A 22,717-nucleotide genomic window follows, 5' to 3' on the forward strand; every position below is an offset into this window, starting at 1 on the left:
CCACCGATGCCCTCCTGGCCGGGTACTCCTCGGCGCGGTGATTTCCTGTCGGAGGTGCGACGACGGGAGGTGACGGTGTGACCGCCACACTGGACGAGCTGGACGCTGTGATCGCTTCCGCTTTGCGGGACAGCGGCATCTCCTACGACCGCCGCGGCCCCGGGCGCTACTTCCTGTCCCTGCCCGGCACCAAGAAGCTCCAGACCAACTGCTGGCTCATCGTCACCGACCACGCCCTGTTGGTCGAGGCCTTCGTCTGCCGCCGCCCCGACGAGTCCTTCGAGGCCGTCTACCGCTTCCTGTTGCGCCGCAACGCCCGTCTCTACGGCGTGCACTACACCCTCGACGACCGCGGCGACATCTACCTCGTCGGCCGCATCGGCCTCCACGCCGTCACCCCCGACGAGCTCGACCGCCTCCTCGGCCAGGTCCTCGAGGCCGCCGACGGCGACTTCAACCCCCTGTTGGAGATCGGCTTCGCCGGCGCCATCCGCCGCGAATGGGACTGGCGCGTCTCCCGCGGCGAGTCCCTGGCCAACCTCAGCGCCTTCCAGCACCTCATCGGCGCCGCCGGCGACCACCCCGCCGTAGCCGACGAGAGCTGACGGGCTGCTTTCTTCCGGGCGAGTCCCGATCGTGACGTTCCGCCCGCAACGCCCCACCCCTCCTCCTCCGTCCCCTGGACGAATCCGAGAAGGGGAGGCGCAGGATGTCCCGTACCCGAAGAACACTGGCCGTTGTCGCTGTCGCTGGAGCATTGCTCGCCGGCACTGTGCTCGCAGGCTGTTCCGCCGGCTCCAGCAGCAACACCGGCATGTCGGCTGTCGCCCCGAACAGCGCCGGGTCGAGCAGCGGCGACTCGGCCAAGGCGCCGCAGGTCAACGGCGCCCAACCCGGCAGCCAGTCCGGCGCCCAGTCCACGGCGCTGCCCGCCGCCGACGGCCGGCAGATCGTCCGCACGGCCACGATCAGCCTCAAGGCCAAGAAGACCGTCACCGAGGCCGTGACCGGCATTCGGCAGGCCGCCACGGCCGCCGGCGGTTACTCCAGCGACGAGAACTCCAGCGACGACCACGGCTCCCTCACCCTCAAGGTGCCCGCCGACAAGCTGGAGTCCGTGCTCGACCAGCTGCGATCCTTCGGCGACATCACCTCACGGGTCGAGCACGCCCAGGACGTCACCGACGAGATGGTCGACGTGACCAGCCGGCTGGCTACCCAGCGTGCCAGCGTGGACCGCGTACGGGCGTTGATGGACAAGGCTTCGTCACTCAGCGACATCACCGCGTTGGAGAGCGAGCTGACCAAGCGCGAGGCCGATCTCGAGTCCCTCGAACAGCGCCACGACTCCCTCGCCGCCCAGGTCGCCATGTCCACCGTGACCGTCGAGGTCAGCCGCACCGACACTCCCGCGCCCCCGCCCGAGGCCCAGGCCAGCTTCCTCAGCGCACTCGCCGGCGGGTGGCACGCCCTGATCGCCACCCTCAACGGGATCGGCGTCGGTCTCGGCGCCCTGCTGCCGTTCGTGCTGGTCATCGGCATTCCCGCTGCCGTGGTGTACCTGGTGATCCGTCGTCGGAAGGCCAGGCCGCAGGCGGCGCCGTGAGAGGTGAACCGTGGGACGGTCCCGGGTCGAAGGGGAGTCGAGGCCCCGGGCCGTCCCACGTCAATTCACCCGCCGCGGCGGCGGTCCTGGGCGAGGGGGTGCCGCAGGGGGCCGTAGCGGGTCGGCGGTTCGACGGGGGGACGAACCGCGCCGCACTCGCCGGATCGGGGAGTGTGAGAGCCGATCCGGTGGGCGAAGACAACTTCGCAGACCGATAATGCCCACCACAAGTAGATTCGCTACTCCATCAGTGTGAATCACGATGGAGTGTCGTAACGACGGTCCTTGCGGGAACAACATCAAGGTCGACTCGCGTGTGGGCTCGCTCACCACCGGTGCGCGTGGCAGGGTCCTCAGGGTCGCAGGTGTCGAAGCGAGCAAGGCAGGGTCGCCATGGTCTTTCGCAGTTCCCATCCCGATGTCGACATCCCCACGCAGCCCGTGCACGAGCTGATCTTCCGGGGCCTGTCCGAGAAGGCCGACCGACCCGCGCTGATCGACGGGATCAGCGGCCTCACCGTCACCTACGGCGAGTTCGCCGCCGCCGTCGACCGCCTGGCCGCCGCGCTGGCCGAGCGGGGCGTCGTCAAGGGCGATGTCATCGGCATCTTCGCCCCCAACAGCCCTGCCTACGCCATCACCCTGCACGGCGTCCTGCGGGCCGGCGCCGTCGCCACCACCGCCAACGCGCTCTACACCGCCGAGGAAGTCGCCGGCCAGCTCACCGACGCCGGCGCGAAGTCGCTGTTCACCGTCTCCGCCTTCCTCGACCGCGCCTCCGCCGCCGCCAAGCTGGCCGGCATCACCGACGTGTTCGTGTTCGACAAGGCCGACGGGCACACCAGCCTCTCCGACCTGCTCGCCAGCACCGCCCCCGCGCCGTCGATCTCCTTCGACACCGCCGAGGACCTCGCCGTGCTGCCCTACTCCTCGGGCACCACCGGCCGGGCCAAGGGCGTCATGCTCACCCACCGGGCCCTGGTCGCCAACATCGTGCAGACCGACGCCATGGTCGACAGCTCCGCCATCAAGCGGGTGCTGGCCGTGCTGCCGTTCTTCCACATCTACGGCATGCAGGTCACCCTCAACCACGCGTTGGCCATCGGCGCCACCGTCGTCACCATGCCCAAGTTCGACCTCGTCGAGTTCCTCCGGGTCATCGCCGAGCACCGCACCGACCGCGTCTACATCGCGCCGCCCGTCGCCGTCGCCCTGGCCAAGCACCCCATCGTCGACTCCTACGACCTGTCGGCCATGAAGGTCCTCTTCTCCGGCGCCGCGCCCTTGGACGAGGAGCTCGCCGAGGCCGTCCACAAGCGCCTGGGCTGCAACATCAAGCAGGGCTACGGCATGACCGAGATGAGCCCCGTCAGCCACATCATCCCCGACACCCGCGACGACATCGCCATCGGAACCGTGGGCCTCATCGTCGCCAACATGGAGAACAAGATCGTCGACCTCGCCACCGGCGACGAACTCGGCCCCGGCGAACGCGGCGAGCTCTGGTGCAAGGGGCCCAACGTCATGAAGGGCTACCTCAACAACCCCGAGGCCACCGCCGCCACCCTCGACGCCGACGGCTTCCTCCACACCGGCGACGTCGCCGTCATCGACGAGAACGGCATCGTCAGCATCGTCGACCGGGTCAAGGAGCTCATCAAGTACAAGGGCTACCAGGTTCCCCCCGCCGAGCTCGAAGCCCTGCTCCTCACCCACCCCCAGATCGCCGACGCCGCCGTCATCGGCGTCCACGACGCCGAGGGCGAGGAGGTCCCCAAGGCCTTCGTCGTCCCCCAGCCCTCCGCCTCCCTCACCGCCGCCGACGTCATGACCTTCGTCGCCGACCGCGTCGCCCCCCACAAGAAGGTCCGCGTCGTCGAATTCCTCGACGCCATCCCCAAATCAGCCTCCGGCAAGATCCTCCGCAAGGACCTCCGCGCCCGGGAATCCGCCCCGAAGTGAGCCGGCCGAGCCCCGGCAAACAGGCCTTCTACCAGCGCAGATGCCCGTCTCAGGTGTGACCGAGTGGGTGTCACCGGGTGCGGCTGAGGCGCACCGGATGCCACGGCTCGCGGAACAGTCGCGGAACGTTCCGCGCGGGGCCTGAGCAGGCCGTAGAACGAGGGACGACCCTCGGACCTGGTCCACAGGTCCGAGGGTCGTCCTCACTCGCTCACCGACGCTATCAGTGCTCATCACGCAGAACCCGGTCGATCTTCCGGTTGATCACCTCGCGGTTCCCGTCGACGCACTTCGCGTAGATCTTGAGCAGCACCGCCACCGAGTGTCCCGCCCGAGCCGCCACCTCCGCCGGATCAGCCCCGCCGTTGAGCCATGTACTGACCGCCGCGTGCCGCAGGTCGTACGGCCGAGCCGCCAGCGACGTACCGACCTGGTGGGGCGCGAGCCCGATTACCCGAGCCTTCTTCCACGCCCGCGTGTAGACCGACACCGGCACGCCCTGCCCCGTCTTCGAACCGCGGAACAGCCGACCGTCCGACGCCGTCCCGTAGACCTCCATGTGCTCCCGCAGGATTACCACCAACTCGGGAGGGATCGGCACCCGCCGAATCTCCCGCCGAGCCCGACGCTTCAACGCCCGCTCCTCATGCACCCGGCCCTCATCGCTGTACCGGGCATTCGACGCCGAGAACGACCGACACAGGACCAGCTCACCCCAGCCCTCATCGGGTAGCACGCAATCCTCACCATGCAGCCCAAGCGCCTCACCAGGCCGCAGACCGCCGAAGTACAGGCAGGCGAAGAACGCGTGCAGCCGCTGGCCCTGATCACGGCTCTGACGATCAGAGACGTAGGTGCAGGCCGCCAACAGTTGCCGTGCCTGACGGGGATTCACCACCGTTCGCGGATCGACCTCGTCCACCGCCACGTCATCACCCATCGAGGCCCGCCCGGTCAGCCCTGCCAGGGGATTGAACGTCAGCACCTCCCGCTCCACGGCGTCCGCCACAAGGCGATGCAACACCAGCCGCCGCTTCTCCACAGTCGACGGCGCAGCCGGCTTCCCCGACATCAACAGCGTCATCGGAGCCGACTCCAGGAGTTGCCGAACTACCGGCCGCGTCGACAACTCCGTGATCGGACGCGAGGCCCGGCCTAGCTCCGCGCCATCCCGTCGACCTCCCCGAGGGCAATCACGCGCGTCAAGGGGGCCGTCCCAGCGTCCGCCGCCGGTCCGGGCGAACGTGCCCCCTTGACACGCGTGATCGGGCACAGCCAGGTCGACGGGATGGCGCGAAGCCCCTCCTTTCGTGGTGATCACCTATCAAGATCGTGTGCTACTAGCCCTGGTCAACAGGGTGGTTTTCCTGAGTGGCATGGCCTCGGGGCCGGACCCCTGCTTACTGATGGCCACGACCGATCAGCAGCTGTAGTGCTGCATGGTCTTGAAAATGTCGACGCCGTTGAAATCCGCCGGGTTAAAAAGGAAGTGAGCACCCCAGTGGTAGCGTGGTGGCGGGTTGCCGCTGTTCATGTGCGGGCTATCGAACGTGCCCACGCCGAACAGGTGGAACCCGGCCGTGGTGTAGAAATCGAAGCTGGAGTGCCAGATGTCACCAAAAACGGTGTGGTAGGTGAGCGTGTCTGCGCTCCAGTCCCCCGTTCCGTCGGAGCGGATGACTATGGTGCCGTTGTCCTGCTGGCAGTCACCCACGTGCAGCTCGTCCCAAACCGCCGACTTCTCGTCGAGCGTGCTCGTGGCGCGCGCAGGGCTGGCGGGGCTGGGGTGTGCCCCGGTCGGAACGCTGGCCTGCGCGGCCGGAACACTGGCCAGCAGCGCTGCGCCAGCAGCAGTGATGGCGAGAACCGCGTTGAGCCCCCAAAAATTGCCCTTCATGAATTCCTCCCCAGATACTAGTGGGAAATGTAAGGTTGCACCTGGTTACTCGGTGTAGAAACTTAGTTTCTCCTTGGTGAACGGTCAGATGAGTTAATCGGGCGAGCTTGCTGCACGGAGAACCTCTCGTGGCAGTGAAACACCGGTAAGGGTTATTTAGGACGCTCATCCTGCTTCGCGTCTCCGCAGGTCAAGGCCGATTTAACATGATCAGCTTGAGGTCCTGACCCTACATTAGGCCTTTAGCGCATCCGACTCCTTTGTTAATCGGCGATACCAGCTTTGCGGGTATGGGGTGGCGCGCCGATAGTCACGCATATGCCTAGACTTAAATGTCACCTAACCTAAGTTAATCTCGATGGTTCCGCTCGACACCCCGGCCCGTTGACCAGGGCGATTGAGTCAACCCCGCGATCGCGCGCGCCTGCGGCCGCTTGCAGTCGGCCTCGGATAGGCGGAGGTCGTAAGCTTGATCATTTTTAGCTAAGCGACTTTTAGCTCAGTGACATTGCATCGATGCGGGGTGTGCTTTGTTGTAGACGTTTGCACATCTTCTTCCTCCTCTGTCTGGCCAGAAGTATGGGCACCCGACATCTGGGCGGTGTCTGTCGCAATTGTCGGTACGCGCAATTGCCAGCACGCATATCCTGCTTACTACTGACAGCCTGCTATGTCGAGACAATCGACTGGCAGGAGTGTGGCAAAGACCAATAATTGCCACCCGCATATTTGCTGTGACACGCATGGGGTGTCGGGTCGAGCTTCAGCCCGGTGTGAGCGAGGAAAGCATCGATCAACTCCGGCTGGTACTGGATCCGCTTGAGCCGGTTCTTCACCACCGCAACCAGCTGATCAGCCTCTTCGACACCACGTCGGTGTCCAGCACGACCGGCGACGCCATTGCTCAGGCGAGGTTCCGACGCCGCTCGGCGTAGGTGAACGCGATGAACTCGTCCACCTCCTCGTCGGTCTCGAAGATGCCATCGCACGCCAGGTCGTCGATGGTCATGGCCGGCTTGCTGTGCAGCAGGTCCTCCAACAGCTCGTCCGTCGTCGGGCGCGCTGCCTGCTGGGCTGGTCGGCACTGCTCGTGGTCATGGCCACCTCCTCGGACCGGCGTACCCAGTGTGCCACCTCGGGCTTGAGCACGCGCCCGCGTGCTGGCGGAACCACCACGGAACAGATCCACCGACTTGCCGACAGTATCCATCTGTTCGACCTGGTCACCGGCTTGCTGAGGTTGGAACACGCAGTTACTCCGCGAGGACCTCCGTGCCCGGGAGACGGCCAAGTAGCCCCTTGCTCGACAGCCCCGGCCCACGTGCCGGCCGGCGGTGGAAGACCTCGGCAACGTCAACTGTCTAGTTGACACCTGCCATCCGTCAACTAGCATGTTGACATGTCTGAGATGCCTGCTCTGCCTGAGCTTGTCGGCTTGGTGCTGCTTGACGGCATCGCGGAGCCGCGCGATCCGGTGCGGCAGATCGCTGCGGCGGAGCGGATTGCCGGTGAGCTCAGCACTCTCGGGGAAAGCCTGGTGGGCTTCTTCGTGGAGATGGCACGGGCCGAGGGGTGTTCGTGGACGGACATCGGCGCGCCCCGCGGACTCAGTAGGCAGGGGGCGCAACAGCGGTACGCGCCGTTGATGGCGCAGCTGACTATCGACGATCTCATCCGCACCGGAGTCCTGGACCGGTTTGACGACGGCGCGCTCGGGTGCCTTCGCCACGCCCAGGGACGCGCCCAGCGGCTGGGCCACGATGCGGTGGACAGCGGGGATCTTCTGCTTGCGGTACTTGATGACCCGGCCGGGTTGGCCGGTGACGTCATCCGTGCGCTCGGTGCCGATCCGGCGGAGGTTCGTGCGGCTCTCGGGCAAGGGGCGGACGATGACGGGCCGGCCGCGGCGGACGGCCTCGCGCGGCCAGCGATCGGCCCGGACGTTCGCCGGGCGATCGATGGTGCGGTCACGGAGGCGCACGGCCACGGCGTTGCCGTGGGGCACCTCTTCCTCGGCCTCCTGCGCGCGCCGGGCAGCCGCGCCGGTCAGGCGCTCACGGCGTACGGCATCACCAGGCAGGCGGCGCTCGCCCAGGTGCTCGGGCTCGCCGGACGTACGACGGGGGACCAGGCATGACGGCCCTGCGGAAGGTCGTCGACGCGCTCGATGCCCTGCCGACCACGGCCTTCCTCGCGCTCGACCGGGGCCGGGTCGTGCTCGATCACGGCGCGACGACTGTGTCGTCGTATCTGGCCTCAGCACGGAAAAGCGTCCTGTCCGTCCTCTATGGACCCGCGGTGGCCGCCGGGACCATCCGGCTCGACGCGACCCTCGACGAGCTCGGCATCGACGACATCGGCGGGCTGTTGCCGCAGGAACGCCGCGCCACGGTGCGTGATCTGCTGACGTCGAGCTCCGGCGTCTATCACCCGCCGGCCACCGTGGCCGGCCCCGAGCGGGACGGGCCGGCTCGGGGCTCGCAGGCGCCGGGAGCGTTGTTCCACTACAACAACTGGGACTTCAACGCCCTCGGCACGATCTACGAGCGGTGCACCGGACGGTCCGTCTTCGACGCGCTCGCCGAGGACCTGGCTGCGCCCCTCGGCTTCGACGACTTCGACCCGGGACGCCAGCGACTGCTGGGCCGCGCGGACGTGTCCGAGCACCTCGCCCACCACTTCTTCCTTTCTGCCCGCGACCTCGGGCGCATCGGCGCGATGATGCTGCAGCACGGTCAATGGGACGGCCGACAGGTGGTGCCCGAGTCATGGGTGGCCGAGAGCACGTCGGTCCAGGTCGACCGCGGCGCCGGGGTGCAACTCGACTACGGCTACCTCTGGTGGCTCCCAAGGTTGTTGGGGCGCGGGTCTTTCCTGGCGATCGGCAACTTCGGCCAGTACCTGCTCTGCGTGCCGCCCGGGCTGGTGATCGTGCACCAGCGGTCCGTGCCCGACGACGTCGTCCTCGCCCGTTCCCAGGGCGCGGAGCCGCCGGCCCCGGTCGACACCGTGAGTCCACAGCAGTTCATGAAGGTGGCACTGATGGTGCGGGCCGCACTATGAGGTGGCGGGCAGAGTCGTCGCTGGGCGGAGCGATACTTCTGTGATGGACAAGCCTGCGTCGTCGGAAAACGTCCAACAGGGCTGGGACAAACCTTGGTATCGCGTCCGCACGGGCCGCTTCGAGGCGTCCTTCCTGCCCGACGGCGAAGAGGATCTGGACGCGGTGTGCAACATCGACGTCGTGGTCGTGCTGGCGGACGGGTCGCGATGGACCGCGACGATGTTCACCCTCGCGGCGGTCGCCCGCCTGATGGAGAGATGGACCCGGACCGGCGAAGCCCTTGGTGGCCGCTACTTCTGGTGCTCCGACGGCGTGATCGTCCGTGAACCCGGCATCGACAACATGGTCCAGGTGATCGGTGGCCTCCTCGACATCGAGGAGTTCGGCGACGTCTTCCGACGGTGCGAAGCCGAGTGATCGACGGCCGCGTCGTTTCGGAAACCCTTGCTGCCAAGGGATTGAGCTCGTTCACCGGGGGACCCACTCGTCTTCCAGGATGCTGAACACCAGGGAGTCGCGCCAGCCGTCGCGGAGCAGGAGGGTGTGGCGGAGGTGGCCTTCGTAGGTCAGGCCCAGTTTGCGGAGGATTGCGGCGGAGCCGAGGTTGCGGGGGTCGCAGGTGGCGCGGATGCGGTGCAGGTGGAGCTGGGAGAAGCCGATGGCCAGCAAGGCATGCCCGACGGAGGTGCCCAGACCACGGCCCCAGAGGTCGGGGTGGATGCCGTAGGCGATCTCGCCCTGACGATGGTCGCGGCTGTGGAGGCGGACCTCGCCGGAGCCGATGGGGTGGCCGTCCGCCAAGGCCATGTACACCCAACGTTCCCGCGGCGTGCGGGACCAAGCGTCGATCGCGGCCTGCACGTGCGCCCGCGACTGCTCCTCGGTATTGGGGCCCCAGGGCTGGAAACGGCAGAACTGCGGCAAGCGGCCCCAGGAATGCACCGCTGGCCAGTCATTGAACGTAACCGGGCGCAGGGTCAACGTGGGGGCGCTCATGACGTGATCAGTCCCAGTGGTTGAAGAGGAGCTCGCCGACGGTGGCGGGGCGCCAGTGGCGGATCTGGCGGTGCTCGGCCTCGTCCAACAGGGAGAGGTCGGCGCGGGCGAGGGGAGTCGCCAGGGCCTCGGCGGTCAGGGTGTCGAAACCGAAGAACGAGGGGGCGAGGTCGGGGCGGGAGAGGAAGGAGCCGTCGAAGGGCACGGGGGCGAAGGCGATCAAGGGCAGCGAGGCGTGGCAGACGACGCTGAGGTCGCCGGAGGGGAGGCGGAGGGTCAAGAGGTGGAAGTTGGGGGTGGGGCCGGCGGGGTGGAAATCGAGGACGTGGCCGACGGAATGACCCCAGGCCTTGAAGGCGCGGAGGTCGACGGTGGCGAGGGGTGGGGAGTCCACATGCCGGAAACCGGTGGCGCCGCGGGGGAGCTGCACGATGCCGACGATAGACACGGGACGACAGAGTGAGCCACCGAGAAAGGCAGCTGAGGAAGGTGGCCGGGTAAAGGGACTGCCCCGGACCAGGGGGGTGGGTTCCGGGGCAGTCGGTGCCCGCCTCCGTCATGGGGGGAGGGACGGGGCGTGCCCCATCAGGGTACGTCCATCGGGCGAGTTTCACCGGATCGGCGGGCAATTGCCGGTATCGCTGCTGATCAACGCGTTGTACCGTGCGGGGCATGGTGTCTGCGATCTGACATGGGCGGCGACGAGGAGAACGAGGAGCTGCTCCCGGACTACCGCGAACCACGCACGGTGTGTCACCTGTGCGGGGGCGTGGGCGAGATCGCGCACCCGGTGCTGGGTGTCCTCGGCGGCGTGCCGAGGACGGTGAACGCGGGACGCGTCTGTTACCTCTGTGAGGGGGACTCGGCGCTGCCGGGGCTGTGCCCGCCGCTGTGACGAAATAAGGAAAACGCCACGGCGTAACCGGTTTCGAGGTCAGCTGACGTCGGCGGGGAACAGCCGAGGGGCGTACTCGGGTGTCGACGAGCCGACGGCGGTGGGCACGCCGCTGACCAGGTCCAGGGACTGGAGCTGGGTGGTGACGGGCTGATGGATGCTCACGGGGTGGCTGTGCCGCAACAGGTAGAGCCGGCCGGGGTGGCGCGCCGAGAATGCGAGGCCGGCGAGGGACGGCAGCGTCACGTCGAGCAGGGAGTAGGTGCGCCGGGCGCCGCCGGCAAGGTCCACGGTGACGACCTGGGTGGGCACGCTGGGCGACGGCGCGGAGACGCCGAAGGCGACGGAGCGGCCGCCCGGTGAGAGAGCGCCGGGGAGGAAAGACCGGCGAACCAGGCGTCGGGGAGCAGGGTGAACTGCCCACGGCGAAGCAGCCAGTAGCCGGCGAAGGTGTGCACGAGGGCGACGCCGTCGGAGCTGAGCTGGAGGCCGTCGGCGATGCTGCCGTCGGGGGCCTGCAAAGGCGAGAACCGGCCGCCGCGAACCGCGGAGACGATGGTGCCGGACTCGGTGTCGGAGTACAGCCGGTCGTCGCCGTAGGCCAGGGGGAAGTAGATGTCGGAGACGCCGAAACGAAGGGCGCCCTCGTACTGCAGGGCCAGCGAACCGAGACCGCCGAGGGCGGCGGGGTAGGTGCCGCGCACACGGGGACGGCCGTGTCCGAACGATGGGTAACCACGGAGGATGTGGTCGCCGGCGACCGACTCCACGGTGATGATCTCGGTGCCGGACGGGTCCAGGTCGACGGGCACCTCGCCGGCGTGCACGGTCAGGTGCAGGGGAACGACCCAGGTGGCCTCGGCGGGACCGATGCCGAGGGTGAGAGTCCTTGTGCCGTCGGCATTGTCGACGTCGAGATCGAGGGCGTCGAACAGGAAGCGCGAGCCGGCGCGGGAGGCGCCGCTGACGAAGGCGGAGGAGCTGACCGAGGACCCGAAGCGCAGGGAGCGGGGCACCCGGTTGTCCTCGACGCAGACGCGGCCGTCGGAGCCGTAGACACGGAGCGTGGTGCCGCCGACCTCGTAGTGCTCGGCGGCGCCGAGCACGTGCTCCACCGACAGGGGCGTCGCCTGAGCGACGCCGGAGCTGATCAGGAGCAGGGCGGCCACGGCCGGCAGGAGCCTCACGGGAGGTGACGGTAGTGGATCACCACAACCGGTCTGGCAGGCTTGCCGCCATGAGCCTTGTCCTGCTTCGTCACGGTGAGAGCATCTGGAACGCCGAGAATCTGTTCACCGGCTGGGTGGACGTCCCCCTGTCCGACAAGGGCCTCGCGGAGGCGAAGCGTGGGGGTGAGCTGCTGAAGGACGCGAACCTGCTGCCGGACGTGCTGCACACCTCGCTGCTGCGCCGCGCGATCGCCACGGCCAACATCGCGCTGGACGGCGCCGACCGGCACTGGATCCCGGTCCGCCGCGACTGGCGCCTCAACGAGCGCCACTACGGCGCCCTCCAGGGCAAGAACAAGAAGCAGACCCTGGAGGAGTACGGCGAGGAGCAGTTCATGCTCTGGCGCCGCTCGTACGACACCCCGCCGCCCGAGATCGAGCTGGGCAGCGAGTTCAGCCAGGACGCGGACCCGCGCTACGCCGACCTCGGCCCGACGGCCCCGCGCACGGAGTGCCTGAAGGACGTCGTCACCCGCCTGCTGCCCTACTGGGAGTCGGCGATCGTGCCCGACCTCACGGCTGGCAAGACGGTCATGGTCGCGGCCCACGGCAACTCGCTGCGTGCCCTGGTCAAGCACCTGGACGGCGTCTCCGACGAGGCGATCGCCAAGCTGAACATCCCGACCGGCATCCCGCTGCGCTATGACCTGGACGAGAACCTGAAGCCGATCACGCCGGGCGGCACCTACCTCGACCCGGACGCGGCCGCGGACGCCATCCAGGCCGTCGCCAACCAGGGTCGCTGACGTTCAGAACGGAACCGCGCAGGGCCGCCAGCGCCGCCGGCCCTGACACTCCTAACGCACGCCCAGGTCACGGGCCCGCAGCCCGGCCTGGAACCGGGAGTCGGCCGCCAGCAGCTCCATCAGCTCGGCCACGCGCCGCCGGTAGGTCCGCAGGGACAGGCCGAGCTTGCGCGCCGAGGCCTCGTCGGTGAGCCCGCTGCCCAGCATCTGCGCCACCTCGCGGTTGCGCTCGTCCAGCGCCGGCCCGTCGAACTCGCCGAGGTCCACGCCGGAATCCCAGGTGGCCTCGAACAGCATGGCCAGCCCGGCGACCACCTCCGGGGCCTGCACGATCGCGTAGTTGCGCACGCCGTCGACGGGCGGACCAGCGGTGATGGCGACCTTGCGGTCGATGATGATCGTCTCGTGGGACATGGGCGTCCGGCAGATCCGGATCCCCACGCCGACGCCGGCCAGCTGAGTCAGCTCGGCGGCCTCGGAGAGCACCTCGGGGTTGTAGACCTTGCGCACCCGCACGCCGGAGGAGATGCGCCGGCGCATCCGCTCGATGAGCCCGGCCCGCACCTCCATCGCGCCCCAGGTGGCCATGTCCCGCGCGGCGCACGTGAACTCGTGCTCGGCCATGAACAGATGCTGTGCCCGGGCCACGAGCTCGCGCTCCCCGTGCAGGACGACGACTTGGTCCACGGGGAAAGTCTCCGCCATCGTGGACACTTCTGGCCAACGGCGGGCGTTCGCCCGGCGCGAAGACGACGCTGGACCCATGACATCGAACATCTCGGCGACGCATGCCGGCCACTGGGACCTCGGCGGCCGCCAGGTGGCGCGGCTCGGGTACGGCACGATGCGGCTCACCGGTCCGGGCATCATGGGCCCGCCGAAGGACCACGACGGAGCGATCGCCGTGCTGCGCCGGGCCGTCGAGCTGGGCGTCAACCACTTCGACACCAGCGACTACTACGGCCCGTACGTGGCCAACGAGCTGCTCCGCGAGGCGCTGCACCCCTACGACGGCCTCGTCCTCGTCACGAAGGTCGGCGCCCGCCGCGACGAGGAGGGCGCCTGGCTGAACGCGTTGGGCGCGGACGAGCTGCGTGAGGCGGTGCACGACAACCTCCGGCGCCTGGGCGTGGAGCGGATCGACGTGGTCAACCTCCGCATGCCGGGATTCGCCGAGCCGGAGGGCACCCCGCTGGAAGAGCAGTTCACGGTGCTGGCCCAGCTCCGCGAGCAGGGCCTGATCGGTGAACTCGGTGTGAGTAACGTCACTCAGGACCAGCTCGCTCAGGCGCAGAAGATCGCGCCGGTGGTCTGCGTGCAGAACCTCTACAACATCAGCCAGCGCCGGGACGAGGAACTGGTCCGCACCTGCGCCGACCAGGGCATCGCCTACGTGCCGTTCTTCCCGCTGGGCGGCTTCGAGCTGGTCGACGACCCGCGCCTGAAGACGATCGCCGAGCACCACCACGCGACGGTTCCGCAGGTCGCGCTGGCCTGGCTGCTCCAGCGCTCGCCCAACCTGCTGGCCATTCCGGGCACGTCGTCGATCGGGCACCTGGAGGAGAACGTCGCCGGGGCGTCGCTGCGCCTGTCGGCCGACGACGTCGCCACGCTCGACGCCATCGCCTGACGTTCACCCCCGCGGGTGACCCCGTTGTCACATGCGCTCCGCACTTGACGCCTGGAGGCACGTGCGGAGCGCATGTGACACCCCAAGGACACGACTGGGTGAACGGGAGCTGACGCGGCGTGGAACAGTGGCGTGCGGAGGTGTCACCGGTGTCACGGTTGCTGGTCGAGGGGTAGGCCGGCAGGCCCCTGACCTGCTTACGATGCGTGGTGTGACCGCATCGGGCTATCTCGCCCTGTCGATCGGCCTACTGGTGATCGGCTTGCTGGTTGGTTCCCTCATCGGCCGCACGCTGGCCAGACGGACCTCATCGCAGCCGGTCGTCCTCACCGTCTCCGATCTCGTCCAGCGCGTGGTGCACTCCTCGCACAACGGCGTCGTCGTGCTCAACCACTTCGGTGACGTCGTCCTGCACAACCCCCGTGCCGCCGCCCTGGGCGTGGTCCGGGGCAGCCAGGTCGACGACCGCGCCCGCAAGGCCGCCGAGCTGGTGGCGGCCTCCGGCGAGGTGATGGAGGTCGACCTGTCGCCGCTCCAGTCGCGCGGCGGCCGGCAGCCGGAGGCGGTGCGCGGCGAGGTCCGGCCGCTGGGCGACGGCTTCACCGTGGTCGACGCCAACGACGAGTCCGAGGCCGTCCGGCTGGAGGCGATCCGCCGCGACTTCGTCGCCAACGTCAGCCACGAGCTCAAGACGCCGGTGGGCGCGCTCGCGCTGCTGGCCGAGGCCGTCCTGGACGCCGCCGACGACCAGGTCGAGGTCCGCCGGTTCAGCAGCAAGATCCTGCACGAGGCGACCCGGCTGGGCCGGCTGGTCACCGAGCTGATCGCGCTGTCCCGGCTGCAGGGCGCCGAGCAGCTGCCGGAGATGACCCCGCTGGCCGTGGACGAGGTCGTGCGCGAGGCGCTGGGTCGCAGCCGGCTGGCCGCCGAGTCCGGCGGCATCGAGATCACCACCGACGACAACAGCGACCTCGTCGTCGACGGGGACCGGACCCTGTTGGTCACGGCCCTGAGCAACCTGCTCGACAACGCCATCGCCTACTCGCAGCCCGGCAGCCCGGTCTCCGTGAGCCGCCGCACCGCGGACGGCTTCGTGGAGATCGCGGTCACCGACCGCGGCATGGGCATCGCCCCCGACCAGCAGCACCGGGTGTTCGAGCGGTTCTACCGGGCCGACCCGGCCCGCTCGCGCATGACCGGCGGCACCGGCCTGGGGCTGGCCATCGTCAAGCATGTCGCCGCCAACCACGGCGGCGAGGTGAAGCTGTGGAGTCTGCCCGGCACCGGGTCGACCTTCACGCTGCGGATCCCGGCCCACGGCGCGCCCGCGCCGCGGTCCGGCGACGAACCGGAAGGAACGCGGCCCGAGCCGGCCGTGAACGACAGGAACAACGGGCACGTCCCGACCGGAGACATCAGGCTCGTCCCGACCGGGGCGGACGGTGTGGACGCCGTCGACGGTGTCGGCAGTCCCGATCATGGAGGAAAACTGTGACCGAGCTTGCGAGGGCACCATTGAGCACAGGGACATCGGTCTCAGACGCGACGAGCGCCAGCGAGGAGGGTCTGTGACCAGGGTGCTTATCGTCGAGGACGAGGAATCCTTCGCCGACCCGCTGGCCTTCCTGCTGCGCAAGGAGGGCTTCACCGCCGCCCTGGCCGGCACCGGCCAGGAGGCGCTGGAGGAGTTCGACCGCAACGGCGCCGACATCGTGCTGCTGGACCTGATGCTGCCCGGCATGAGCGGCACCGACGTGTGCAAGGCGCTGCGCCAGCGCTCGGCCGTGCCGGTGATCATGGTCACGGCCCGGGACAGCGAGATCGACAAGGTGGTCGGCCTGGAGCTGGGCGCCGACGACTACGTCACCAAGCCGTACTCGGCCCGCGAGCTGATCGCCCGCATCCGGGCCGTGCTGCGCCGTGGCGGCGAGTCCGAGGAGCTGCTGCCGCAGGTCCTGGAGGCCGGCCCGGTCCGGATGGACGTGGAGCGGCACGTGGTGACCGTGGACGGCGCCGAGGTGTCGCTGCCGCTCAAGGAGTTCGACCTGCTGGAGTACCTGCTGCGCAACGTGGGCCGGGTGCTGACCAGGGGCCAGCTCATCGACCGGGTGTGGGGCGCGGACTACGTCGGCGACACCAAGACCCTGGACGTGCACGTCAAGCGGCTGCGGTCCAAGATCGAACCGGATCCGTCCGCCCCGCAGCACCTGGTCACCGTGCGCGGGCTCGGCTACAAGTTCGAGTCCTGATCCCGCGCCGTGCCCCATCCGGTGGACGCGCTTCACCGGATGGGGGATTACGGGATTGTCACGCCCGCCAGGTACGGTGCTCCGCGTGCGCCTAGGGGTGCTGGACGTCGGGTCGAACACTGTCCACCTGTTGGTGGTGGACGCGCATCGTGGTGCCCATCCGACGCCGATGTCGTCGGAGAAGTCGGTGCTGCGGCTGGCTGAGCAGCTCACCGGCAGCGGCACGCTGTCCAAGCACGGGGCCGACACGCTGATCAAGGCGGTGGCCGATGGCAAGGCCTCGGCCGTCCAGTTCGGCTGCGAGGACCTGATGGCCTTCGCCACCTCGGCCGTGCGCGAGGCCGGTAACTCCGCCGCCGTGCTCGACCGGGTCCGCAAGGAGACCGGCGTCGAGCTCGAGGTGCTGTCCGGCGAGGACGAGGCCCGCTACACCTTTCTCGCGGTGCGCCGCTGGTACGGCTGGTCGGCCGGCCGGCTGCTCAACCTGGACATCGGCGGCGGCTCGCTGGAGATCGCCGTCGGCCGGGACGAGAACCCCGACCTGGCCTGCTCGATCCCCATGGGCGCGGGCCGGGTGACCCGGACGCGGTTCAAGCACGACCCGCCGAGCCGGCACGAGCTGCGCGACACCGTGGAATGGCTGGACGAGCAGATCGCCCCGGTGGCCAAGCGGGTGCTGCGGCTGGGCGAGCCCGACCTGGTGGCCGCCACCTCGAAGACGTTCCGCACGCTGGCCCGGCTGACCGGCGCCGCCCCGTCCGACCGGGGGCCGCGGGTGCGGCGGGTGCTGACCCACGCCGGCCTGCGCCAGCTGATCGCGTTCATCTCCCGGATGTCCGCCGCGGACCTCGCCGAGCTGGAGGGCGTCAGCGCCGGCCGGTCGGCGCAACTGGTCGCCGGCGCACTCGTGGCGGAGGCCACCATGCGAGCGTTGTCACTCACAGAACTCGAGATCTGCCCCTGGGCGCTGCGCGAAGGTGTCATCCTTCGGCGACTGGACCACACGGACGGCGCGGCGCCGCCCGGCGAGACTGGACGGACGGCGCACTTCGGGGCACGGTGGAATCAATGAGTCGAGAAAGCGGTTCCGAGCGCAGTCAGCGCACGGTCGCGGAGTTGCTCGCCCAGTACGGGGCCAACTCCGAGGACAGTGCGCCCAGACGCCGTCGGCGCCGGGCCGACGAGCCGTCCGACACGTCACCCCAGACGATCATTGAACGGGTGCTGTCGGACAGCGGCGAGATGATGGCCATCCGCGACGACGTCGAGGAGACCACCGTCGGCGCCCAGCCGCCGGTGCGGCCCCAACAGCCGCTCCAGCAGCAGCCCCCACCGCCGGCCCCGCCCGTGGCGACGTCCTCGCAGCAGCTGCCCAAGCGGCCGATCCAGCAGCCGCCGCAGCCGGGGCCGCAGCAGCCGCCGCCCCCCATGCCGCAGTCCGGCCCTCCGCAGCCGCCGGCCGCTTCCCCACAGCAGACCGCCACGGGCATGCGCCCGCCGGTGCGCCCGGCGCACCCGTCGCCGGCCGCCAGACTCCGCCGCCCCCGCCGCCGCGTATCGAGTCGTCCCGCACCAACCTCTCGCGTAACGACCTGATGCGGCAGGGTCCGCAGCAGCCGTCCGCGCAGCAGCAGGGCCCGCAGCAGCAAGGACCCCAGCAACCGGGCCCGCAGCAACAGGGTCCGCAGCAGGGGGGACCGCAGCAAGCGCCCCAGCAGCCCACGCAGCAGCAGCCGTCGCAGGCCACCGGCTTCTACCGGCCGACGCCGCCCGGCACGCCGCCGCCACCGCCGGTGGACGCCACCGCGGACACCACGTACCTGCCGCCGATCACCGCGGACACGCCGCCGCCGAACCCGCTGGTCAACCGACTGTCCGGCGCGCCGCCGCAGGAGGGCGTCACCGATGTGATGCCGCGCATCCCGGCGGCGGTCGGCGAGAGCACCCAGGCCCACCCGGGTCCGCTCCTCGACGACGATGACGGCGGCCCGTTCACCGGCCCCGGCACCCAGGCGCATCCCGGCCCGCTCGTCGATGATGACGACGACTACGAGTACGACTACCAGCAGGAGAACTCGTTCGCGTACGCCGTGGACCACGACGCGGCCCCGGCCGGGGTCGGCAGCGCGCTCGACGTGGACGAGAACGAGGACGAGGAGCAGGCCGAGGGCTCCCCGGCCAAGCAGTGGCTGATGATGATCGCCCAGCTGGCCATCGGCGTCGTCGGCGGCGCCGCCCTCTGGCTGGGCTTCCAGTTCCTGTGGAACTGGCTGCCGGCGGCCGCGCTGGCCGCCGCGGTCGTGGTCATCGTCGCGCTGGTGATCGTCGTGCGGCGCATCCGCAAGGCCGACGACCTCCAGACCATGGTGCTCGCCGTGCTGGTGGGACTGATCGTGACGGTGTCGCCGGCCGCGCTGCGGCTGATCGGCACTAGTTGGCCAGTCGACACATCCCGATCGGGCTGTCCACGGCGTCGGTCTACCCGGAGTCGGCCGCCGCGGCCTTCGAGCTGGCCGGCGAGCTCGGCTACGACGGCGTCGAGGTGATGGTCTGGGCCGACCCGGTCAGCCAGGACATGGACGCCCTGCTCGACCTGTCCGACCGGCACGGGGTGCCGGTGCTGGCCGTGCACGCGCCGTGCCTGCTGATCAGCCAGCGGGTGTGGTCCTCCGACCCGGTGGTCCGGCTGCGCCGCGCGGTGACCGCCGCGCAGGTCCTGGACGCGCCGACCGTGGTCGTGCACCCGCCGTTCCGCTGGCAGCGCCGTTACGCCGAGCGCTTTCCGGAGTTGGTCGATGAGCTCAACGAGAGCAGCGGCGTGCAGATCGCCGTGGAGAACATGTTCCCCGTGCGGCTGCGCGGCACCGAGCTGTCGGCGTTCAAGCCGTCCGTCGACCCGACCGACGCCGGGCACAAGCACTACACGCTGGACCTCTCGCACACCGCCGCCGCGCAGATGGATCCGCTGGCCATGGCTGAGCGCATGGGCGAGGGCCTCGTGCACGTCCACCTCGCCGACGGCAGCGGCGCCGCGCGCGACGAGCACCTCGTGCCCGGTCGTGGCACCGCGCCGTGCGCCACGTTCTGTGAGCAGCTCGCCGCCGCCGACTTCGAGGGACAGGTCGTGCTGGAGGTCAACACCCGCAAGGCCCGCGGTCCGGGCGAGCGGGCGGCGGAACTGGCCGAGGCCTTGCTGTTCGCACGGCTCAATCTGGGGCAGAACTGATCGGTAACTTCGGTAACCGTGATCGTCGGATGGGACGTAGAGTCACGCCGTGCATCCGCTGCGAACCCTGATCCTCGCGGCCGGCGCCAACGATGCCGTCCGCAGGCTCGTGGCGACCGCGCCGGTGAGTCGGGACGTCGTGCGCCGGTTCGTGGCGGGTGAGGGCACCGACGACGTCGTCGGCGTCACCGCGCGGCTGGTGGCCGACGGGCTGTCGGTGTCGCTGGACTACCTCGGCGAGCACACCACCGACGAGCACCTCGCGGAACAGACCGTGCAGGCGTACCTGCGGCTGCTCGACCGCCTGCACGCCGACGGGCTGTCCAGGCATGCCGAGGTGAGCGTGAAGCTCTCGGCCGTGGGACAGGCGCTGGACGAGCGGCTGGCCCTCGACAACGCCTCCCGCATCGCCGCCGCGGCCGAGCAGTGCGGCACCACGATCACGTTGGACATGGAAGACCACACGACCACCGACTCCACCCTTCGGGTGTTGGCCGAGCTGCGGCGGACCTGGCCGTGGGTCGGGGCCGTGCTGCAGGCGTACCTTCGGCGCACGCTCGACGACTGCATGGCGCTGGCGGGCACGGGATCCCGGGTTCGGCTGTGCAAAGGGGCATACGCGGAACCGGTCACGGTGGCTTTTTCCAGCCCCCACGAGGTCGATCTCAGCTACGTACGCTGCGCAAACGCCCTCCTGGCGGGTCGCGGCTACCCCATGTTCGCCACCCACGATCCGAGACTTGTCGCCGTGATCGCCGAACGCGCGCTGTGGTACGGCCGTAAACCAGGTAGCTACGAATATCAGATGCTGTACGGAATCCGACCCGACGAGCAGCGACGGCTCGTCAACTCAGGTGAGGCGGTGCGTGTCTACGTGCCCTACGGCGAACAGTGGTACGGCTACCTGATGCGGCGGCTGGCCGAACGCCCCGCGAACACGGCTTTTTTCCTTCGGTCCCTGGTCGGTCGGTCATGAGCGCCGGACAGGCCTCGGCGATCCGGCCGTTCTCGGCCGCCTCCGCCGTGCGCCCGCTCGGCGACGGCACCGCCATCGCGGACCTGCCGCCGGACTGGACGGTCGGCACCAAGCCCCATGGCGGCTTCCTGCTCGCGCTGCTGGCCCGGGCCGGTGTCCAGGTGGTCGAGAGCACCGGCAGCGAGCTGCTGGACCCCCTCGCGGTCAGCGCCCAGTTCCTGCGCGCCCCGTCGGTCGGGCCGGTGATGCTCAAGACCGACATCCGCAAGGCCGGCCGCACGGTCGTGGTCGTCCGGGTCAGCCTCGAACAGCGGGGTTCCGCCTGCGTCGAGTCCATGGTCACCGTCGGCAAGCTGCCCGAGGAGCGCCCCGCCTGGCGGGACCTCCCCGAGCTGCCCGTGCTGCCGCCGGCCAACGCCATCGACCTGGGCTCCCTGCCCAACGCCGTCGGCGTCTTCAAGCTGGCCCGCGCCTGCGAGGTCCTCGTCGACCCCATCGGCGCCGGCTTCCTCGAACGCCGCACCGGCGACCCCCTCCGGCTGCGCATGTGGGTCCGCCCCCGCGGCGGCGAGCAGCCCGACCCCTTCTTCGCCCTGGTCGCCGGCGACATCGCCATGCCGCTGACCTTCAACCTCGGCCGCTTCGGCTGGTCCCCCACCGTCCAGCTCACCGGCCTCGTCCGCGCCCGCCCCGAGCCCGGCTGGCTCCGCGCCCAGGTCGAGTCCCGCGCCGTCCACGGCCAGTGGTTCGACCAGGACGCCACCATCCTCGACGCCTCCGGCCGCCTGGTCTGCCAGGCCCGCCAGCTGGCCCTGAGCCCCCAGGAGACCAACAGCAGCTGACCCCTGCACGTTGCTGGATTCACCACAGGCTGAGCGGTCCGCGGACGCGCTCGGAAGTGAGCCCGGGATCGTGCCCGCGTTGTCGTGGGACCCCGGGCTTCGCGCTATCCGGAGCACCTGAGCACGTCGATCGCGTGCGCCCGATTCAGCATCCCCCGCCTCCGAGTCGTCGTGCAGCTCGGCACACACACAAGCACCGATCACGAAGTCGGCGATCCAGCTCAGCGGGGCCGATGCCTTGGTCGCGTGATTCAGCCGCAGCGCGCCGGTGACCTGGTGGGAACGCCGCAGCCGGTCCACGGTCCGCCGGTCGTGCTTGTCACCGCCACTGCGCGACTCCAGCACGACCTCGGCGACCTTCTCCACGTGTTCGAAGCGGGGCAGCAGGGCGCGGAGCAGGTGGCAGCGGGCCTTCTCCTGCGCTGTGTTGCTGGTGATCTCTGTGATCACGATGGCCCCGGACAGCGGCAGCGCGGTCAGGGTGTTGGCGATCTTGATCCGACGTTCGGGAGTCTCCGCTACCCGATCGGGTGATTGGCTGCCCCATGAGCCTCGACACGTCAGAGCAGCTGACGTACCCGGGCGGCCTCCCGCGTGAGGTGGTCGCGTTCCGGGACGGTGGTTGCTACCCGGGCGGCCTCGGCGTAGAGGGCGGCGGCCTGGGGGAGGTTGCCGGCGCGTTCGTGGAGGTAGGCGGAGGCGGCGGTGTGGCGGGGGAGGGCAGGGTCGAGGTCGGCGAGGGCCCGCAGCCCGGCCTGGGGGCCGTCGGCCTCGCCGAGGGCGACGGCGCGGTTGAGGCGGACGACGGGGCTGTCGGTGAGGGCCAGGAGCTCGTCGTACCACTCGACGATCTGCACCCAGTCGGTGTCGGAGGTGCTGGGGGCGTCGGCGTGGAGGGCGGCGATGGCGGCCTGGGCCTGGTACTCGCCGAGGCGGTCGCGGGACAGGGCGGCCTGGAGGACGGAGACGCCCTCGGTGATCAGACCGGTGTCCCAGCGGGAGCGGTCCTGGGAGGCGAGGGGGATGAGGCGGCCGCCGGGGCCGGTGCGGGAAGCGCGGCGGGCGTGGTGCAGGAGCATGAGGGCGAGCAGGCCGGAGACCTCGGGCTCGTCGGTCAGCACGAAGAGCTGGCGGGTGAGGCGGATGGCCTCGGCGGCGAGGTCGATGTCGCCGCTGTAGCCCTCGTTGAACACGAGATAGAGCACCCGCAGCACGGTGCCGAGGTCGCCGGGGCGGTCGAGGCGCTGGCCGTCGATCTTCTTCTTGGCCCGGCTGATGCGCTGGGCCATGGTGGCCTCGGGCACCAGGTAGGCGTCGGCGATCTGACGGGTGGTCAGGCCGCCGACGGCACGCAGCGTGAGGGCGACGGCGGCGGCCGGGGGCAGGGAAGGGTTGGCGC

General features: G+C 69.7%; 27 protein-coding genes. 18 read left to right on the forward strand and 9 right to left on the reverse strand.

Annotated elements, in window-relative coordinates:
• Positions 1-77: 77 nt before the first annotated feature.
• The 3 genes from KUTG_RS29180 (at position 78) to KUTG_RS29190 (ending at position 3,568) form a co-directional block, all read left to right on the forward strand.
• Positions 78-605, forward strand: a complete 528-nt coding sequence (locus KUTG_RS29180) for a type III secretion system chaperone family protein (RefSeq protein ID WP_043721265.1) — start codon at positions 78-80, stop codon at positions 603-605.
• A 209-nt stretch (positions 606-814) separates the two neighbouring features.
• Complete coding sequence (locus tag KUTG_RS29185; protein ID WP_063753753.1) at positions 815-1,606, forward strand: DUF4349 domain-containing protein; 792 nt, start codon at positions 815-817, stop codon at positions 1,604-1,606.
• A 393-nt stretch (positions 1,607-1,999) separates the two neighbouring features.
• Positions 2,000-3,568: an AMP-binding protein gene (locus KUTG_RS29190; protein ID WP_043721269.1), complete on the forward strand. Its 1,569-nt coding sequence runs from the start codon at positions 2,000-2,002 to the stop codon at positions 3,566-3,568.
• Between the two features lie 223 nt (positions 3,569-3,791).
• Here KUTG_RS29190 and KUTG_RS29195 read toward each other — a convergent pair whose 3' ends face one another.
• From KUTG_RS29195 to KUTG_RS55480, 3 genes are all read right to left on the reverse strand, one after another.
• Positions 3,792-4,652, reverse strand: coding sequence for a tyrosine-type recombinase/integrase (locus tag KUTG_RS29195; protein ID WP_043721270.1), 861 nt, complete (start codon positions 4,650-4,652; stop codon positions 3,792-3,794).
• A gap of 336 nt (positions 4,653-4,988) precedes the next feature.
• Positions 4,989-5,465, reverse strand: a complete 477-nt coding sequence (locus tag KUTG_RS29200; RefSeq protein WP_043721272.1) for a DUF6294 family protein — start codon at positions 5,463-5,465, stop codon at positions 4,989-4,991.
• Between the two features lie 904 nt (positions 5,466-6,369).
• Positions 6,370-6,675, reverse strand: coding sequence for a hypothetical protein (locus KUTG_RS55480; RefSeq protein ID WP_063753581.1), 306 nt, complete (start codon positions 6,673-6,675; stop codon positions 6,370-6,372).
• A gap of 189 nt (positions 6,676-6,864) precedes the next feature.
• Between KUTG_RS55480 and KUTG_RS29210 the strand changes: the two genes are divergently transcribed.
• The 3 genes from KUTG_RS29210 to KUTG_RS29220 are packed head-to-tail and all read left to right on the forward strand — an operon-like array spanning position 6,865 to position 8,946.
• Positions 6,865-7,602: a Clp protease N-terminal domain-containing protein gene (locus tag KUTG_RS29210; RefSeq protein WP_043721275.1), complete on the forward strand. Its 738-nt coding sequence runs from the start codon at positions 6,865-6,867 to the stop codon at positions 7,600-7,602.
• Positions 7,599-8,528 (forward strand): serine hydrolase domain-containing protein, encoded by a 930-nt coding sequence (locus tag KUTG_RS29215; RefSeq protein ID WP_043721277.1) that lies wholly within the window; start codon positions 7,599-7,601, stop codon positions 8,526-8,528. Before KUTG_RS29210 ends, KUTG_RS29215 begins: the two co-directional genes overlap by 4 nt.
• Before the next feature lie 43 nt (positions 8,529-8,571).
• Entirely contained in the window at positions 8,572-8,946 is a 375-nt protein-coding gene (locus tag KUTG_RS29220) for a hypothetical protein (RefSeq protein ID WP_043721279.1), read from the forward strand.
• A 51-nt stretch (positions 8,947-8,997) separates the two neighbouring features.
• On the opposite strand, the gene KUTG_RS29225 is transcribed toward KUTG_RS29220, so the two are convergent.
• Together KUTG_RS29225 and KUTG_RS29230 are read right to left on the reverse strand one after the other, a co-directional pair.
• Complete coding sequence (locus KUTG_RS29225; protein ID WP_043721282.1) at positions 8,998-9,525, reverse strand: GNAT family N-acetyltransferase; 528 nt, start codon at positions 9,523-9,525, stop codon at positions 8,998-9,000.
• 7 nt (positions 9,526-9,532) lie between these two features.
• Positions 9,533-9,973, reverse strand: coding sequence for a hypothetical protein (locus KUTG_RS29230; protein ID WP_052395548.1), 441 nt, complete (start codon positions 9,971-9,973; stop codon positions 9,533-9,535).
• Positions 9,974-10,216: 243 nt separating this feature from the next.
• On the opposite strand from KUTG_RS29230, the gene KUTG_RS29235 reads away from it, so the two are divergent.
• Positions 10,217-10,420, forward strand: coding sequence for a hypothetical protein (locus KUTG_RS29235; protein ID WP_043721283.1), 204 nt, complete (start codon positions 10,217-10,219; stop codon positions 10,418-10,420).
• 39 nt (positions 10,421-10,459) lie between these two features.
• Here KUTG_RS29235 and KUTG_RS29240 read toward each other — a convergent pair whose 3' ends face one another.
• Both KUTG_RS29240 and KUTG_RS29245 read right to left on the reverse strand, forming a co-directional pair.
• Positions 10,460-10,711, reverse strand: a complete 252-nt coding sequence (locus KUTG_RS29240) for a hypothetical protein (protein WP_043721285.1) — start codon at positions 10,709-10,711, stop codon at positions 10,460-10,462.
• A complete protein-coding gene (locus KUTG_RS29245; protein ID WP_043721287.1) occupies positions 10,663-11,607 on the reverse strand; it encodes a hypothetical protein in 945 nt (314 codons plus the stop codon). Before KUTG_RS29245 ends, KUTG_RS29240 begins: the two co-directional genes overlap by 49 nt.
• Positions 11,608-11,657: 50 nt before the next feature.
• On the opposite strand from KUTG_RS29245, the gene KUTG_RS29250 reads away from it, so the two are divergent.
• Complete coding sequence (locus KUTG_RS29250; protein WP_043721289.1) at positions 11,658-12,395, forward strand: phosphoglyceromutase; 738 nt, start codon at positions 11,658-11,660, stop codon at positions 12,393-12,395.
• 51 nt (positions 12,396-12,446) lie between these two features.
• On the opposite strand, the gene KUTG_RS29255 is transcribed toward KUTG_RS29250, so the two are convergent.
• On the reverse strand, positions 12,447-13,082 hold the full coding sequence (locus tag KUTG_RS29255; protein ID WP_157494845.1) for a helix-turn-helix transcriptional regulator: 636 nt from the start codon (positions 13,080-13,082) through the stop codon (positions 12,447-12,449).
• Between the two features lie 76 nt (positions 13,083-13,158).
• On the opposite strand from KUTG_RS29255, the gene KUTG_RS29260 reads away from it, so the two are divergent.
• The 10 genes from KUTG_RS29260 to KUTG_RS29305 all read left to right on the forward strand — a co-directional run bounded on the left by KUTG_RS29260 (position 13,159) and on the right by KUTG_RS29305 (position 21,852).
• Entirely contained in the window at positions 13,159-14,025 is an 867-nt protein-coding gene (locus KUTG_RS29260) for an oxidoreductase (RefSeq protein WP_043721291.1), read from the forward strand.
• Between the two features lie 211 nt (positions 14,026-14,236).
• A complete protein-coding gene (locus KUTG_RS29265; RefSeq protein ID WP_369794527.1) occupies positions 14,237-15,520 on the forward strand; it encodes a sensor histidine kinase in 1,284 nt (427 codons plus the stop codon).
• 73 nt (positions 15,521-15,593) lie between these two features.
• Positions 15,594-16,274: a response regulator transcription factor gene (locus KUTG_RS29270; protein WP_043721293.1), complete on the forward strand. Its 681-nt coding sequence runs from the start codon at positions 15,594-15,596 to the stop codon at positions 16,272-16,274.
• An 85-nt stretch (positions 16,275-16,359) separates the two neighbouring features.
• Entirely contained in the window at positions 16,360-17,346 is a 987-nt protein-coding gene (locus KUTG_RS29275; protein ID WP_052395551.1) for a Ppx/GppA family phosphatase, read from the forward strand.
• On the forward strand, positions 17,343-17,870 hold the full coding sequence (locus KUTG_RS59140) for a hypothetical protein (protein ID WP_157494846.1): 528 nt from the start codon (positions 17,343-17,345) through the stop codon (positions 17,868-17,870). The genes KUTG_RS29275 and KUTG_RS59140 overlap by 4 nt, the downstream gene beginning before the upstream one ends.
• Positions 17,870-18,820, forward strand: coding sequence for a hypothetical protein (locus KUTG_RS54025; protein ID WP_052395552.1), 951 nt, complete (start codon positions 17,870-17,872; stop codon positions 18,818-18,820). The genes KUTG_RS59140 and KUTG_RS54025 overlap by 1 nt, the downstream gene beginning before the upstream one ends.
• On the forward strand, positions 18,709-19,500 hold the full coding sequence (locus KUTG_RS29290; protein WP_043721295.1) for a sugar phosphate isomerase/epimerase family protein: 792 nt from the start codon (positions 18,709-18,711) through the stop codon (positions 19,498-19,500). Before KUTG_RS54025 ends, KUTG_RS29290 begins: the two co-directional genes overlap by 112 nt.
• A gap of 49 nt (positions 19,501-19,549) precedes the next feature.
• A complete protein-coding gene (locus KUTG_RS29295; protein WP_043721296.1) occupies positions 19,550-20,476 on the forward strand; it encodes a proline dehydrogenase family protein in 927 nt (308 codons plus the stop codon).
• Entirely contained in the window at positions 20,473-21,318 is an 846-nt protein-coding gene (locus KUTG_RS29300) for a thioesterase family protein (protein ID WP_043721297.1), read from the forward strand. The genes KUTG_RS29295 and KUTG_RS29300 overlap by 4 nt, the downstream gene beginning before the upstream one ends.
• Positions 21,319-21,564: 246 nt before the next feature.
• The gene (locus KUTG_RS29305; protein ID WP_043721298.1) at positions 21,565-21,852 is read left to right on the forward strand and encodes a hypothetical protein; all 288 of its coding nucleotides are present in this window, start codon (positions 21,565-21,567) and stop codon (positions 21,850-21,852) included.
• Between the two features lie 26 nt (positions 21,853-21,878).
• Here the strand turns inward: KUTG_RS29305 and KUTG_RS29310 are convergent.
• Positions 21,879-22,717, reverse strand: an 839-nt coding sequence (locus KUTG_RS29310) for an RNA polymerase sigma factor (RefSeq protein ID WP_043721299.1), incomplete at its 5' end; no start/stop codon positions are given.

This window comes from Kutzneria sp. 744, from assembly GCF_000568255.1.
GTDB lineage: Bacteria > Actinomycetota > Actinomycetes > Mycobacteriales > Pseudonocardiaceae > Kutzneria.